Annotated in this window: 8 protein-coding genes; 1 reads left to right on the plus strand and 7 read right to left on the minus strand. The window is 71.4% G+C overall.

Annotated elements, in window-relative coordinates; translation table 11 throughout:
• Window positions 1-70: 70 nt before the first annotated feature.
• From ACFQRF_RS03735 to eccD, 7 genes are all read right to left on the minus strand, one after another.
• Window positions 71-3,520 (minus strand): hypothetical protein, encoded by a 3,450-nt coding sequence (locus tag ACFQRF_RS03735; protein WP_379868786.1) that lies wholly within the window; start codon window positions 3,518-3,520, stop codon window positions 71-73.
• A 9-nt stretch (window positions 3,521-3,529) separates the two neighbouring features.
• Complete coding sequence (locus tag ACFQRF_RS03740) at window positions 3,530-3,901, minus strand: YbaB/EbfC family nucleoid-associated protein (protein WP_379868788.1); 372 nt, start codon at window positions 3,899-3,901, stop codon at window positions 3,530-3,532.
• Window positions 3,813-7,124, minus strand: coding sequence for a hypothetical protein (locus ACFQRF_RS03745; RefSeq protein ID WP_379868790.1), 3,312 nt, complete (start codon window positions 7,122-7,124; stop codon window positions 3,813-3,815). Before ACFQRF_RS03745 ends, ACFQRF_RS03740 begins: the two co-directional genes overlap by 89 nt.
• Window positions 7,125-7,230: 106 nt before the next feature.
• Window positions 7,231-7,530 carry a WXG100 family type VII secretion target gene (locus ACFQRF_RS03750; protein ID WP_379868792.1) on the minus strand — a complete coding sequence of 100 codons (300 nt, stop codon included), beginning with the start codon at window positions 7,528-7,530 and terminating at the stop codon, window positions 7,231-7,233.
• 94 nt (window positions 7,531-7,624) lie between these two features.
• Window positions 7,625-7,951 carry a hypothetical protein gene (locus ACFQRF_RS03755; RefSeq protein ID WP_379868794.1) on the minus strand — a complete coding sequence of 109 codons (327 nt, stop codon included), beginning with the start codon at window positions 7,949-7,951 and terminating at the stop codon, window positions 7,625-7,627.
• Window positions 7,952-7,982: 31 nt separating this feature from the next.
• Window positions 7,983-9,431, minus strand: coding sequence for a type VII secretion protein EccB (gene eccB, locus ACFQRF_RS03760; protein WP_379868796.1), 1,449 nt, complete (start codon window positions 9,429-9,431; stop codon window positions 7,983-7,985).
• Window positions 9,432-9,435: 4 nt separating this feature from the next.
• Entirely contained in the window at window positions 9,436-10,839 is a 1,404-nt protein-coding gene (gene eccD, locus ACFQRF_RS03765; protein WP_379868798.1) for a type VII secretion integral membrane protein EccD, read from the minus strand.
• A 225-nt stretch (window positions 10,840-11,064) separates the two neighbouring features.
• Between eccD and eccCa the strand changes: the two genes are divergently transcribed.
• Window positions 11,065-15,033 carry a type VII secretion protein EccCa gene (gene eccCa, locus ACFQRF_RS03770; RefSeq protein ID WP_379868800.1) on the plus strand — a complete coding sequence of 1,323 codons (3,969 nt, stop codon included), beginning with the start codon at window positions 11,065-11,067 and terminating at the stop codon, window positions 15,031-15,033.
• Window positions 15,034-15,101: the final 68 nt, after the last annotated feature.

Here is a 15,101-nt window from a genome sequence, read left to right on the forward strand (position 1 = left end):
ACCGGGACGCGCGCCGTCGAGGGCGCGCGTCCCGGTGCCGGACGTTGGACGTCCGTGTTCGGGAGGGAGATTACTTCTCTTCTTCCTCTTCTTCGTCCTCGGGCCCGTTGCCGCCGCCGTAGCCGCCGCCACCGCCACCGCCACCGCCGCCACCGCCGGTGCTCTGGGAGCCGAACGGCTGCCCCATGATCGCGGTGAGCTTCTGGGCGTTGAGTTCCTGGTCGTCCTCGAGATCGGACCACCTGAGCATGCTCTCGCTCAGTTGGGTCGAGATCCGCGTCATCTCCACTTCGAGCTTGTCCAGCTCGGTATAGATGTCCTTCAGGCCCTGGTCGACCCGCGACTGGAGCGTGCCGACGATGGGGAGGTGTTCGGGGTTCCCGGCGAGGAGGTGCGGGCCGCCCTCCTGGTAGGGCTCGAGATTCAGCTTGTGCGCGGCGGCCTTGTCCCGGATCCCGATCACGAAGTCCTCGTTGAACTTCTTGATCTCGCTCAGGCGGATCGTGGTGACGTCGCCCTCGGGGTCGCCGTTGCCGTTGCCGTTCCCGTTGCCATTTCCGTTCTCGTCGTCGCCCTCTTTCTTGTCGTCCTCCTCCTTGTTCTCCTCGTCGCCCTCTTTCTCCTCGTCGCCCTCCTTCTTGTCATCGTCCTCGTTCTTGTCTTCCTCTCCGTCCGGGTCTCTGGACTCGGTCGGATCCAGCCGCGTCGAGTCCTCCTCGTCCTCCTCGTCCTCCTCGCCGGACGGCTCTTCCCCCTCGGCTTCGGGGCTGCCCGTGCGCGGCGTGTCCTCGTCGCCGGGGGAGTCCTCCTCGCCGGGATCCGGCTCGTAGGGGGCGAGCGCCGACCGCGGCTGGCTCTGGCTCGTCTCGGGCTGCGGGGACGTGGGGTCGGTGCCCTCCTGGCCGTTGGAGGGGGCGTCCTCGTTCAGGACGGCCTGGACGGGCTCGCCGTTCTGTCCCCCCGGGCCCTGCTCCTGCTCCTCCGGTGGGGTGAGCGTGATCTCGCCCGTCTCCGGGTCGACCCCGACCTGGTTCTCACCCAGTTCGGCCCGGACCGCACCGGTCTCCGGGTCGACGATGATCCGGCCGTCGGGGCGGTCGACGATGATGTCGCCGGTCTCCGGATCGACGCTGATCCGCGCGTCACCGTCCTCCAGCGGGGTCCCCTCGCCAGGAGAGGTGCCGTCGCCGTTCCCCTCGGTGTCGGCGGGGTCACCGACGATGAGCTCGCCGGTCTCCGGATCGATGCGGACCCGGTCGTTGCCGGTGTCCATCGTGACCTCGCCCGTTTTCGGGTCGATGGTCAGGCCGTTCGGTCCGACGGTGATCTTGCCCGTCTCAGGGTCGACGGTCACCCTGCCGTTCGGGTTGCCGGGATCGCCGCCCTTCGGGGTGAAGACCAGCTCGCCGGTCTCCGGATCGGCCTGCAACTCGCCGACATCCGGGTCGACGGTCACGGACCCGTTCCCGTAGTCGACCTCGGTTTCGCCCGTTTCGGGGTCGGTGCGCACCGCGCGCGTGGGTTCCGCCTCGGCCGTGGGCTGGCCGGCGGCGGTCTGGGGGGTGCTCTGCGTCGGCTGCAGCAGCTCTCCCCGCTGCCGTTCTCCCGCCTGCAGCGGCTCGCCCTCCTGCGGCTGCTCACCCGCTCCCTCGCCGGTTCCGGGCTCCTGCCCCGAGACCTGCTCGGTGGGAGTGCGTTCGAGGCCGGGCTGATGGTCGGAGAGGCGCTCCATCTGCCTCTCGGGCTCCTCGCCCGGTGAGCCCTCGCCCGGTGAGCCCTCTCCTTCGGGGGTCTCCCCGGGGGCGGGGGTGCCCTGGCCGGTGGAGAGAGGGCCGGTGCCGGGGTTCGTGTCCCCGGCGGGGACCGTCTTGGTGGGGGTGCCGGGGCCCGGCTCGGGGGCGGTTCCCTCCTCCGCACCGGGCCGGTCGTCGTTCGCCGGCAGGGTCCGCGGCCGGTCTTCGGAGTCCCCGGCGGGGACGTCGTCGCGACCGTCGCCCTGTCCCCGGCCCTGCGGCGCGTCCTGCTCCGGGGTGTGCCCCTGGTTCGGCGGAATGCCGGGGTTCGTGTCCCCGGCGGGGACCGTCTTGGCCGGGGTGCCCGGGCCCGGCTCGAAGGCGGTTCCCTCCTCCGCACCGGGCCGGTCGTCGCCCGCGGGTAGCGTCTCGGGCCTGTCCTCGTCACCGGCGGGAACGGCGTCGTTGCCACCGCCGCCAGCGCGCTCCTGGTCCTCGGCGGGGGTGACGGTGACCTTGCCCGTCTCCGGGTCGACGCTGACACCACCGTCGCCGAGTTCGACGCCGACCGCGCCGTCCTCGGGGTTGATCGTGATCCGGCCCTCGGGGCGGAACACCTGGATGAGCCCGGTCTCCGGGTCGACCCGGACCAGCACCTCGCCGGGGTTGGGCATCGGCACGCCGACGCCGGTCGCGCCGAGCTCCGCCGCGGCGAGCGACGCCGGGTCGCCCATCGTCAGCATGCCGCTCTCCGGGTCGATGGCGAAGGCGCCCTCGGAGTCGAGGGTGACCTCGCCGGTCTCCGGATCGATGGTGACCTTGCCGGCGCTGTGCAGGATGCTGAGCAGCCCACTGTCGGGGTCGACGCTCACCTGCCCGGGCGGCGACACCGCCTTGCTGCCCTCGGGCGTGGCGGTGAACAGCCCGGTCTCGGGGTCCATGCCGATGTCGTGGTCGCCGTGGTCGATGTGCACCATGCTGGTGCCGTTGTCGACGGTGACCAGGCCGCTGTCGGGATCGATCTCGATGCCGGGGGTGCGGTCCTCACCGGTGCCGTCGGAGCTTGCGGGGACCGCCGGCTCGCCCTTCACCGAAGGGGCCGGCTCGCCGTACATGACCGGCTCCGCCGGGCCCGTCCGCATCGTCTCGGCCGGAATCGCGGGCTCTGCCCGGGTCAGGGGCTCCACCGGAATCGCGGGCTCCGCCCGGATCCGCTCGGCGGGCACCAGGGGCTCCAGCCGCTGCGCCTCTCCCTGCAGGGGCTCGCTGAAATCGTCCGCGGGGACCGAGCGCTCATTCGTCCGGTCGGGGTGGAGGGCGCGCGCGAACACCGAGGCGGTGTCCGTCGTCTCGGCCATAGGGGTCTGCTGCTGCGTGAGCTGCTGCTCCTCGACGGGATGCTGGTTCTCGCCGGTGTGGGTACCGCCCCCGTCCCCGCCGTGCCCGGGCTGGCCGGGCTGCTGGGCTCCGGGCCGGACCTCGTGCCGGGGCAGGTTCTGCTTCAGGGCCCGGAACGCCTCGACGGTCGCCTCGCCGTCCTCGCCCACGGTGACGATGCCGGTCTCGTCGTCGACGCGGACCGGCTGGTCGCCGGCGTCCAGCATCGTGACGTCGCCGTCGTCCTGCGTGATGCGCACGTCCCCGGTCGCGGGGTCGGTGCTGACGCTGTCACCGGCCGAGGCGGCGACCGGCGCCATCATGGCCACGGTCCGCAGTACCTCGCGCGGGGAACTCGGGTCGCCCTCCTCGGAGGGGACGGGGGTGGAGCTGTCCCGGTTCTCGGTCATGGTCGTCTCCTAGCCCGCCTCGGGGCGTTCGCTCCTGCCGGGCACGTCCGTGCCCATGGGGAAGGGGAGGTCGAGTTTGCCCATCATCTTCGTCGGGTCGATTCGACCGTTCATCGCGTCGGCCATGTTCACGCCCTCCGGGGCGAAGCGGCCGAGTGTCTCGGCGACGTGCGCGGACATCTGGTTGCGGGCGCGGTCGATGACGTCCTTGATCGCGCCGGCCAGCTCCGCGGGCGCCATCTGGCGGTACTTCTGCGTGGGGAACTTCAGCTCCACCAGCTCGCCCTTGGCGTTAACCTTCGCGCTCACCGCCCGATCCTTGGACACGGCCTCTTCGGTTGCCGACTCCAGGCTTGCGTTTGCCTGCGCGAACTCCGCCATCTGCGTCCGAAGACGTGCGAGTGCCTGTTCCACCTGTTCGGGCATCGATGTACTCACGTGCCGCTCCCTTCTTCTCTTCACCGGGCACGGGACGCCCGAGGACGGACTTGCGGTCCTTGCCGGCGGTGCCCCAGACCTTCTCGTCCTCCGATAGCCAGGTCGAGCGGTTGCGGTCCTGCCCGTTCTGCTGGCCCATGCCCGGCGGCATCATGGGCGGCATACCGCCGCCCATGGGGGCGCCGGCTCCGTTCTGCATCTGGTTCTGCGCCGAGGGGTTCGGCGATGTCAAAAAGCCGCTCTCGCCGGGGGCACCGGACGGCCCTCCCGCGCCGTTCTGCCCGCCGGGACCGGCGAACAGGCTGGAACGGTCGGACGAGCCGGGCCCCTGGCCTTCGCCGCCGAAGCCGCCCGAGCCGGGACCACTGCTGGTCGTGGGACCGCCGTAGTCCGGGATGTCGATCCGCGGCGGGGCGGGCAGGCCGGAGCCGCCGCCCGGTCCGCTGCTCGTGATGGGCAGCCCCGTCTCGGGGTCGATCCGCAGCCCGGTGTCGGGGTCGATCGGATAGGTCTCCCCGGTCTCCGGGTCGAACCTCATCTGGTACCCGGTGTCGGGGTCGTACGGCAGCCCCGTACCGGGGTCGATCGGGAAGGGCTGGCCGGTGTCCGGGTCCACCAGCACCGGCAGGCCGGTGTCGGGGTTGTACGGCAGCTCAGTGTCCGGATCGATGGGGAAGGGCTCGCCGGTCGCGGGATTGATCGGAATCCCGCTGTCGGGATCGGTCGGGAAGCCACCGCCGCCCGGACCGCTGCTCGTGATCGGTTCGCCCGTCATCGGGTCGATCCCGATCGGCCGGCCGGTGGACGGGTCCATCTGGATCGGCAGGCCCGTGTCCGGGTCGTACGGCATCCCCGTGTCGGGGTCGATGGGGTACGGCTGGCCGGTGTCGGGGTCCAGGGCGACGGGGAGCCCGGTGTCGGGGTTGTAGGGCAGGCCGGTGTCGGGGTCGATCGGGAAGGGCTGGCCGGTTTCGGGGTTGATGGGCAGCCCGGTGCCGGGGTCGGTGGGGAATCCGCCGGGGAAGCCTCCGCCGCCGGGGCCGCTGCTGGTGATCGGCTGACCGGTGATCGGGTCGATGCCGACCGGGCCGCCGGTCTCCGGATCGAACTGGATCGGCAGGCCGGTGTCCGGATCGACGGGCCCGCCGGTGATCGGGTCGATGGGGTACGGCTGGCCGGTGTCGGGGTCGAGGGCGACGGGGAGCCCGGTGTCGGGGTTGTAGGGCAGGCCGGTGTCCGGGTCGACCGGGAACGGCTCGCCCGTGTCCGGGTTGATGGGCAGCCCGGTGTCCGGGTCGGTGGGGAATCCGCCGGGGAAGCCTCCGCCGCCGGGCCCGCTGCTGGTGATCGGCTGGCCCGTCATCGGGTCGATCGGTGTCGGCTGACGCGTCTCCGGGTCGATCGCGACGGGCAGCCCGGTGTCGGGGTCGTAGGGCAGGCCGGTGTCCGGGTCGACCGGGAACGGCTCGCCCGTGTCGGGGTTGATGGGCAGCCCGGTGTCCGGGTCGACCGGGAACGGCGTCCGGTTGCCCGGCCCGCCGGTCCGCTGACCGGGCGGTGGCGGCATGCTGCCGTTACCGGGGCCCCCGCCCGGATACATGGGCGGGGGCGGCATGGTGCTGCCGTCGCCGGGGCCGCTGATGTCGCCGGGAGGTGGCGGCATGGTGCTGCCGTTGCCCGGCCCGCTGATGTCTCCAGGGGGTGGCGGCATGGTGCTGCCGCTGCCCGGCCCGCTGATGTCGCCGGGAGGTGGCGGCATGGTGCTGCCATTGCCGGGGCCGCTGATGTCGCCGGGGGGCGGCGGCATGGTGCTGTTGTTGCCCGGCCCGCCGAAGGAGTCGGTGGGCGGCGGCATGCCGCCGCCCCCGCCCGGGCCGCTGAAGGACTGCATGGGCGGCGGCTGGTACTGGTCGTTGGCCGGCGGCGGCAGGTCGCTGCCGCCACCCGGCCCGCCGTAGGTCTCCGTGGGGGGCGGCTGGTACTCGTTGTAGGGCGGCGGCTGGTACTCGTTCTCGGGCGGCGGCGGCCCCATGCCGCTGCCCGGCCCCGGACCCGGCGGCGGCTCGTACTCGTAGTCGGGCGGCGGCTCGAACTCCAGCTTGGGCGGCGGAGTGTTCATGTAGTCGTCGAGCCAGTCCGGCGGGTTCTCCCACGGGTTGTTGCCCCCGTTCGGCCCGCCCTCGCCCTCGGGCGGGGTGTACCCCGGCGGGTTGCTGCCCGGGGTCGGGGTGATCCGCTTGATCCGGCCGGCGATGGTGTCGTAGTGGGACTCCATCGTTTTGTGCAGCTCGGCGGCGGCCTCGATCACACCGTCGAGCTGCTTGCGCCAGCGGTCGTGCAGTAGCGCGTTGACCCGGGCGTCGGTCGCCGCGTCGCCCACGATGCCGTAGTCGTTCGTCTCCGGGTTGACGAGGACTTCCATCTGGTCGCGGCCCTCGTTGAACCGCAGGCCGGCGTTGGCGGTGTTGTACCAGTCGTAGACGAGTTCGTAGATGCCCTTGTAATTGGTGTTCCAGGCGTCGATCTCATTGGCCAGCGTCATGATCGCCGCCGTGATGCCGGGGCGGACGTCGTTGACGGCGTTGTGGAACACGTCCAGCTGCTGGGTCAGCGACTCCAGGTAGGTGCCCAGGCTGTACAGGTGGGCGGCGAACGCCGCGGCGCCGTCGCCCTGCATCGGGCTGTCGGGGACGTCGATCTCGTTGAACCGCTTGAAGATGCCGTCACGCTGAGTGGAGAAGAACTCGTCCGCGGAGGCGATCTCACCGGCGATGTCCCAGTGCGTCTGGGTCGCGTAGTTGCCGGAGCGCATCGAGTTGCCGACCACCGCGACGTTGCGCAGGTCGAGCAGCCGGTTCCGGAACTTGTTCTCCGCCGAGTCGGCGCCGTAGAGGTTGGGCTCGAACCAGTATCCGGAGTAGTCGGTGCCGCCGTAGTAGGACCACGTGTAGCCGGTCCACGTGGAGGTGGACTCGTTCCAGCTGAACCACAGGTTCATGTTGTTGAAGCTGTGGCCGTGGATGAAGTGGTCGTCCTCCCAGAAGTGGTAGTAGCCGTGGGTGAGCCAGGGGTCCTTGGTGACCTCGCTCATCGCGGGCATGGGCGGATGGTCTCCGTCGTCCTTGGAGTCCGCGAAGATGTTCATCGTCTCGTGCAACTCGGGCACGGGCTCCTCCTCGCCGTCTTCGCCCAGTCGGCCCACGTGGGGCGGTCACCGTCAGGGGAGGAGGGCGGCCACGGCAGGTCGTCCGGGACCGCCCTCCAGGGGTCGGCTACTGCAGCGCCTGCCAGCTCGCCGCCTCGCGGCGGTCGGTGTAGTCGTAGTTCTGGGCGATGTCGCCCAGGGCGAGCTGACCGCTGTTGAGCAGGGTGCGCATGTCCTCGACGTTCAGCCGCCACCGGGCGATCGCCGCGTCGAAGTCCTCCGCCGTGAAACCCAGGTTCTGCGATTTGACGGACATCATCTGCGTGGCGAGGGTCTCGATCGCGTTGGCGACGACCTCGGTCTGCTGGCGAAGCGCTTCCTCGCCCATGGTCGTGCCTGCGTACTGGATGGAAAAGCCGTCGGTCATGGGTCGTCCTTCTGCGTTGCGTGGATGGGCAACCGGGGCGGCTCATGGAACGCCGCGCGGACGCGGCCGGTCATGAGCCCGGGTGGATGGGGAATCAGACGCCGGCCTGGTTGGGGTTGAGCGCGCTGGTCCAGCTCGACGCCTGGATGACGTTGGAGTCCTCCATCGCGTGCATCGTGTTCACGGTGCCGCCGAAGGTGCTGATGAAGCCGTTCATCTCGTTGGTGATGAGCCGCAGCTCCTCCAGCCACAGCACGAGGGCCTCGAAGTACTTGTTGGCGGCCGCACCCTGCCAGGCGCCCCGGAGGCTGTCGCGCGTGTTGTCGACGCTGGTGTAGACGTTGTTGCAGGTGCCGTAGGCCTCCTGCAGGGCGGACTGCGCTAGCCGGTTGGCTGCATCCTGATTCTGCATCTGGGACATGGCCCGGATTCCTTTCGGTCGTCGGGTCGGTTCACTCGGGACAGTCGGTCTGCGGCGGCTCCGGATCCCGCGCCACGGGAAGCGGCGCGGCGTCAGGAGCCAGTAGTGGGCCGGTGGGGATCAGCCTCAGCAGCGACGTCGGCACGGCGGTGGCCGTGGCCGGGTCGAAACCGAGGGCGCCGACCGTGTCGGTGTCCGACACGGGGAACTTGGCGGCGGAATCCGTGACCACGTAGTAGGTCGGGGTCTCGGTGCTGCCGCCGACGGGCCGTGCCTCGACCAGGGCGCCGCCACCGGAGGGGATGCCCATGAGGTCGGGGGTGGGGCAGCCGGGGGCGATCGCCGGCGCCTCCTGCACCGGCCAGGCGCGGATGTCGTCGACCGGCCGGATCGCCAGGCCCAGGCCGCCGTCGGCGCCGAGCCGCAGGCAGGCGGTGTCGCCGTCGAGCGGGACCAGCTCCGGCGGGCTGGCCGGGAACGGGCTGTCGCCCGGGCGGTCGACGCCGCCGCCCTCGGCGAGCACGCCCCGCAGGTCGGCGGGCGTCAGCGGCACGGCGGTCGGGGTCTCGCCTCCGTAGGCGTCGGCCTGGACTGCGGGGTGGGTGAGGAGCAGCCGGGAGTCGGTGGCGGTGAGCGGGACGAGCCCGTCGCGGGTGAGCAGGTAGTACTGGTCCTGCTGCCCGTCACCGCCGACGACGAACACCTGGCCGACGGTGGCCGGGCGTCCGGCGATGGCCGGTCCCTGCTCGCCCAGACCGGCAACGGTGGGGGCGGCGAGGTCGGGGGCGGCCGGCACGGTGTCCAGGAAGGCGTCGGTCACCGGGAGGACGGGGCTGGTGCCGTAGCCGAGCGCCTCCAGCGCGCCGTTGTCGGTGTCCAGCCGCAGCCGGGTGCCGCGCCACAGCAGGTGGCGGTCGCCGTCGGGGTCGGCGACCAGCACCCCGAAGTCATTGGGGAGGGCGGCGGCGGTGGCCTCCGGGGTGACGGTCAGCGCCGTGCGGGCGTCGTGGTCCGAGGTCGGCGGGATGGCGCACAGCAGCCACGTTCCCGCCTCCCCGTCCGCGGCCGGCAGCGTGTCCGGGGCGCCGGGGATGCCCACCGCGCCGCCCTTGGGCACGCCCTCCAGGGATGCGCTCGACACCGACGCCACCGTCATCTGCGCGCCCTGGATCAGCCGGGCGGACGCGTAGTTGGCGACCGGCCGCAGCACGCCGTCGGCGTACAGGTAGGTGGCGCCCGTCTCCTTTTCGACGATGAGCCGCCCCTCCTGCCGCCAGGACTGGGCGCCGCCGGGGAAGATCAGCCCGAAGACCAGGAAGCCCACGCACAGGAGCGCGCCGATCGCCAGCCCGATGAAGCTGCCGTTGCGCGTGCGGCGCATCGGGGCGTCCACCGCGTCGGGATCGGCTTCGAGCATCGCCGTGCTGAGCCGCCCCACCACGAAGGTGTGCGCCTGGACCCGGTCGCGTCGTGTCTGCACGGGTTCACCCGCCGATTCCACGCAGGGCGGTGAAAACGCCCAGGTTGGCGAGCACGAGGGACAGCAGGGCGACGGCGAGCAGCGTCTGGATGATCTCCGCGGCGCGGCCCCAGTGCGGCAGCGGACGGCGGCCGGGCAGCGTCCACGAGACCAGTGCCAGCGAGGTCGTCACGGCGTACAGGCCGAGCAGGGTCAGCAGCCGCGCCAGCACGCCGACGTCCCAGACGGAGAAGAGCAGCAGGGTGGTCAGCCCCACGCACGGCGGCACGACCATGTACATCCGCTGCCAGGCGCTGGCCAGCCCGCGCGTCTGCAGCAGCATCACCAGCGCGAACACGATGCACAGCGTGACGGACACCCAGCCGGGGGTGCGCGCCAGCAGCACCAGGCAGCCGCCGAGGACCACGCCGGTCGAGGCGAGCAGTGCGCTCTGGTAGCCGTCGGCCAGCCGGGTCCGGTCCAGCACGTCGCGGGCCGGGTAGGGGTCGATGGCCTCCTGGAGCTGCTTGGGATTGGCCGGCAGCGGTGGCAGCCGCATACCGGAGATGCGGAAGGCGAGCTGCGGGGAGAAGGTGCTCAGCAGCAGGGCGAGCATCCCCACCAGCCCCGCGCACCCGGCGAGCGTGGCGCTGGGCAGGAACATCAGGCTGACGGCGAAGAGCACGCCGAAGATCTGGACGACGAGGGCCCCGAGGAAGAACGGCACCGATCCGGCGACCGCGGCGAGGCCGAGCACGGTCGCTCCGGCACCGGCCATGGAACCGGCGAGGATCCGGGCGCCGAGCAGCGAGGTTCCGGGCTCTCCGGCGGGCATGGCGGCCCCGGCCAGAGCCATGTAGAGGATCGCGGCCCCGGCCAGGCCGGTGGCCGCGAGCGGGTCGCCCATCGCCCGGGAGGCGGCCCAGGCGGCCAGCAGCATCAGCACCGCGGAGGAGGCCCCGATCAGCGCGGTCAGGCCGCCGGTACCGCCCAGGACGAGGACTCCGAGGCCGAGCAGCAGCACACCGAGGCCGAGGCCCTGCAGCAGCATCCGGGTGAACGCGGGCCGCCACCGGTCGGGGCGCTCGGCCATGCCGTTGGCGACACCGTCCACGAGATCGTCGAAGTGGATCGGGGGTAACTGGTCCCGGCGGGGACGAAGGTATAGCGTCTCGCCGTGGCACAGACCGAGCGAGCTGATCGTCTCGTCCTCGTCGAGCGGGTCGTCCCCGAGCTGCTGCAGCACCCAGCCGTCGTGCTCCAGGCCGCTCTCGTCGAGGTCCTCGCCTTCGTCACCCTCGGCGTACAGCACGAAGGTCGGCAGTAGCTCGGCGATGGGAACATCAGAGGGAGCGGCGATCTCGAAGGTGCGGCTGGGGGCTCGAATCACCAGCCTGCACAGCTCCGTGGCGGTGGAGGAGTCGCTCATGCGGGCCTACTCGTCGGGGGTACGGACTGCGCGGCGGACGGGAAGTGACGTTAACATCGCCCCATCCCTTTTGGAATTGGTTGAGACCAAGATTTTGGTCATGTGACTTTGGGTCGTAACGATACCGTTTTACGCGCGTGCTGTAGTGCATAGTCACACGGCGTATCTGAAATCCGGACATCTGATCCCAGACCGCCCCGTAGCGCTCCAGGAGGGCGTCATTCTGTGAGCACCATCCTCGTTCGCCGGCCTCCGCGCCGTCCGGGACCGGACATGCCGTCCGGCGATATCAGCCTGCAGGAGCCGCCGGAACTGCCGGAGATGCAGTCCAGCGTTTCGTCGGTCTTCATGTACCTGCCGATGGCGATGACCTCGCTGGCCATGATGATGCTGTTCATCCGGCCCGGCGGATCCGGCGGCGGAGTGATGCCCTACATCGCCGGCGGCATGATGCTGACCGGTGCGGTGCTGATGCTCGCCGGACAGTACGTGCGCACCATTCTGGAGCGCCGCCGCAAACTCAACGACGACCGGCGCGACTACCTGCGCTATCTGAACCAGATGCGCACCCGGCTGCGCCAGGTCGTCACCGAACAGCGCGACGCCATGCTATGGCGCGCCCCGGACCCGGACGCGCTCTGGGCGATCGTCCGCACCTCCCGGCTGTGGGAGCGCCGCTCCACCGACGACGACTTCGCCGAGGTACGACTGGCCGTCGGCGAGCAGGAGATGGGGATGACCATCTCCCCGGTGTCCTCCAAGCCGGTCGAGGACCTGGAACCGCTGAGCGCGCACGCGCTGCGGCGGTTCATCAGGGCCTACGCCACCGTCGAGAACCAGCCCATCTCGGTCTACCTGCGCGGCTACGCCCACGTGTCGCTGCGCGGTGACGCCGAGGCGTCCCGGGCGATGGTGCGGGCGCTCATCGGCCAGCTCGTCGTCTTCCACACCCACGACGACCTGCGGGTCGCCGCCTGCGTCGCCGACGACCGCCGCGCCCACTGGTCGTGGCTGAAGTGGCTGCCGCACGCCCAGCACCCCACCGAGCACGACGGGGCCGGTGCCCTTCGGCTCATCGCGCAGGACGCCGTCGAGCTGGAGGGACTGATCGGTGAGGAGTTCGCCGACCGCCCCCGGTTCGACCCGGCGGCAGCGCCCAGCCGCGACGAGCCCTACACGGTGATCATCGTGGACGGCGGGCAGATCCCGCCCGGGTCGCGGTTCATCGGCGGCGGGTTCCGAAACGCCGTCATCATCGACGTGGACGACCCCCTGCCGCCCGAGCACGACCCCTACACCCTGGGGCTGGACGTCGCGCGCGACCGGCTGCAGATGATCTCCCAGGACCACAGCGGCCGCACCGTGTACTCCCCGCTCGGCCGGCCGGACCGGCTCAGCCGGACCCGCGCCGACAGCCTGGCCCGGCTGCTCGCGCCGTACCGGGTGAGCGTCGCCCAGGAGATCACCGAGCCGCTGACCACCGACTTCGAGCTGACCACGCTGCTCGGCATCACCAACCTGCACGGCCACGACGTCCACCGGATGTGGTCGGAGCTGCACCCGAAGAACCGGCTGCGCGTCCCCATCGGGATGACCGCCGACGGCGCGCCCCTGGAGCTCGACCTCAAAGAGTCGGCGCTCGGCGGAATGGGCCCGCACGGCATGCTGATCGGCGCCACCGGGTCCGGCAAGAGCGAGCTGCTGCGCACCCTGGTGCTCGCCCTCGCGCTGACCCACTCCTCCGAGACGCTCAACTTCATCCTCGTCGACTTCAAGGGCGGCGCCACCTTCATCGGCCTCGACCGCCTCCGGCACACCTCGGCGCTGATCACCAACCTCGCCGACGAGGCCATCCTCGTGGAACGCATGCAGGACGCCCTGCACGGCGAGCTGGTCCGCCGCCAGGAGCAGCTGCGCGCCGCCGGCAACCACAGCTCCATCCACGAGTACGAGAAGGCACGGCAGTCCGACCCCACCATGGAGCCGATGCCCACGCTGTTCGTCGTGGTCGACGAGTTCAGCGAGCTTCTCGCGGCGCACCGCGACTTCATGGACCTGTTCGTCATGATCGGCCGGCTCGGACGCAGCCTCGGCGTGCACCTGCTGCTCGCCTCCCAGCGCCTTGACGAGGGGCGCATGCACCAGCTGGAGAGCCACCTGTCGTACCGGATCGGCCTGCGCACCTTCTCCGCGATCGAGAGCCGCGGCGTCCTCGGCGTCCCCGACGCGCACCAGCTGCCCTCCGCGCCCGGTAACGGCTACCTGAAGAGCGACACCGAGACCCTCACCCGGTTCAAGGCCGCCTACGTGTCCGGCCCGTACCACGCCCGGCAGCGCAGTAGCGCCCGCAGCGAAGTCCTCGCCGAGGTGGTGCCGTTCCTGGACGGCTACGTGCCGGGCCGGGCTCCGGTCCAGGAGGTCGAGGAGGAGGTGGCCACGGACGAGAACAGTGAACCGCTGCTCGGCGTCGCGCTCACCCGGCTGCACGAACAGGGACCGGCCGCCCGGCGGGTCTGGCTGCCGCCGCTCGACGTCCCGCCGCTCATCGACGAGCTGCTGGAGATGCTCGGCGTGACGCTCCCGGAGGGCGGCCTGCTCTGGTCCGCGGAGAGCAAGCTGACGGTGCCGCTGGGCATCATCGACCGCCCCTTCGAGCAGATGCGGCTGCCCCTCAAGGCCGAACTCGCCGGTGCCGGCGGCCACGTCGGTATCGCCGGCGGTCCCCAGAGCGGCAAGAGCACGCTGCTCGCCCTGCTCATGACCTCACTGGCGGTGCTGAACACTCCGGCCCAGGTGCAGTTCTACTGCCTGGACTTCGGCGGTGGCGTGCTGCAGGCGCTGAGCGGTCTGCCGCACGTCGGAAGCGTGGTCGGGCGCACGGACTCCCGGCGCATCAACCGCACCATCATGGAGCTGACCGAACTGCTCGACCGCCGGGAGGCGCAGTTCGCCGAGCACGGGGTCGACTCCATGGCCACCTACCGGCGCCGCCGGGCCGCCGGGGAGTTCGCCGACGACGTCTACGGCGACGTCTTCCTCGTCATCGACGGCTGGGCCACCATCCGGCAGGACTTCATGGACCTCATCGCGCCGATCCTGCAGATCGCGCAGCGGGGTCTCAACTACGGCGTGCACGTCGTCGCGGCGTCGCCGCGCTGGGCCGACTACCACAGCGGGGTGCGCGACCTGATGGCCACCCGCTTCGAGCTCCGCCTGGGCGACGCCGTCGACTCGATGGTCAACATGCGCAAGGCGAAGACCGTGCCGCGCATCGTCGGCCGCGGCATCACCGAGGACCAGCACCACTTCCTCACCGGCCTGCCGCGCGCCGATGGCAACGCCGACCCGGTCAGCCTGTCGGCGGGCATGACGGAGATCATCGAGCGGGTGCGCGCGGCCTGGGACGGCCCGGCGGCCCCTCCGGTCCGTACGCTGCCCCCGAAGCTGCGCGCGGCGGAGCTGCCCGCGTCCGAGCTCACCGCCGGGGGCGCACTGCGGGTGCCGCTCGGGCTGGAGAGCCGCCGGATGCAGCCGTTCTGGCACGACTTCTCCGCCACTCCGCACCTGCTGGTGGTCGGCGACACCGAGACCGGCAAGACGACACTGCTGCGGCACATCACCAACGCGATCCGCGCCCACTACAACCCGAACACCGCGCGGGTGGTGCTCGTGGACCAGCGCCGCGAGCTGTACGACGCCATCCCGTCCGAGATGCAACTCGGCTACGCGGTCGCCGCCGATCCGGCGCGCGAGATGATGGCCGCCGCCGCCGGGGCCATGAAGGAACGGCTCCCCGGACCCGACATCACCCCCGACCGCATCCGCAAGCGCGACTGGTGGTCCGGGCCGGAGCTGTTCCTCATCGTCGACGACCTGGAGATGATCAGCGGCAGCGGGCCGAGCCCACTGGCGCCGCTGCTCCCGATGCTCTCCCAGGGCGCCGAGATCGGCATGCACCTGATCGTGGTGCACGCGGCCGGCGGGTTCGGGCGCGCCTCGATGGAACCGGTCCTCCGCTCGCTCATCGACGGAAACACACCGGCCATCATGCTCTCCACCCCGCCGTCGGAGGGCATGCTGTTCGGCAACGTCCGCGCGCAGAACATGCCGCCCGGCCGGGCGCTGTGGATCTCCCGGCGCGATCCCGTCGAGGTCCAGCTCGCCATCGCCGAGGGCGCCGACTGGGACCGCTGACCCGAATGACGCTGGGGCCGGTGCACCGCACCGGCCCCAGCGTCATTCGGGCGTTCTCCGGCGCCCGG

Source organism: Marinactinospora rubrisoli (genome assembly GCF_042664915.1).
GTDB classification, from domain to species: domain Bacteria; phylum Actinomycetota; class Actinomycetes; order Streptosporangiales; family Streptosporangiaceae; genus Marinitenerispora; species Marinitenerispora rubrisoli.

Coding starts and splice junctions, on each gene's coding strand:
- ACFQRF_RS03735 (WP_379868786.1), bottom strand. CDS start 3,520: ATGACCGAGAACCGGGACAGCTCCACCCCCGTCCCCTCCGAGGAGGGC.
- ACFQRF_RS03740 (WP_379868788.1), bottom strand. CDS start 3,901: ATGGCGGAGTTCGCGCAGGCAAACGCAAGCCTGGAGTCGGCAACCGAA.
- ACFQRF_RS03750 (WP_379868792.1), bottom strand. CDS start 7,530: ATGACCGACGGCTTTTCCATCCAGTACGCAGGCACGACCATGGGCGAG.
- ACFQRF_RS03755 (WP_379868794.1), bottom strand. CDS start 7,951: ATGTCCCAGATGCAGAATCAGGATGCAGCCAACCGGCTAGCGCAGTCC.
- eccD (WP_379868798.1), bottom strand. CDS start 10,839: ATGAGCGACTCCTCCACCGCCACGGAGCTGTGCAGGCTGGTGATTCGA.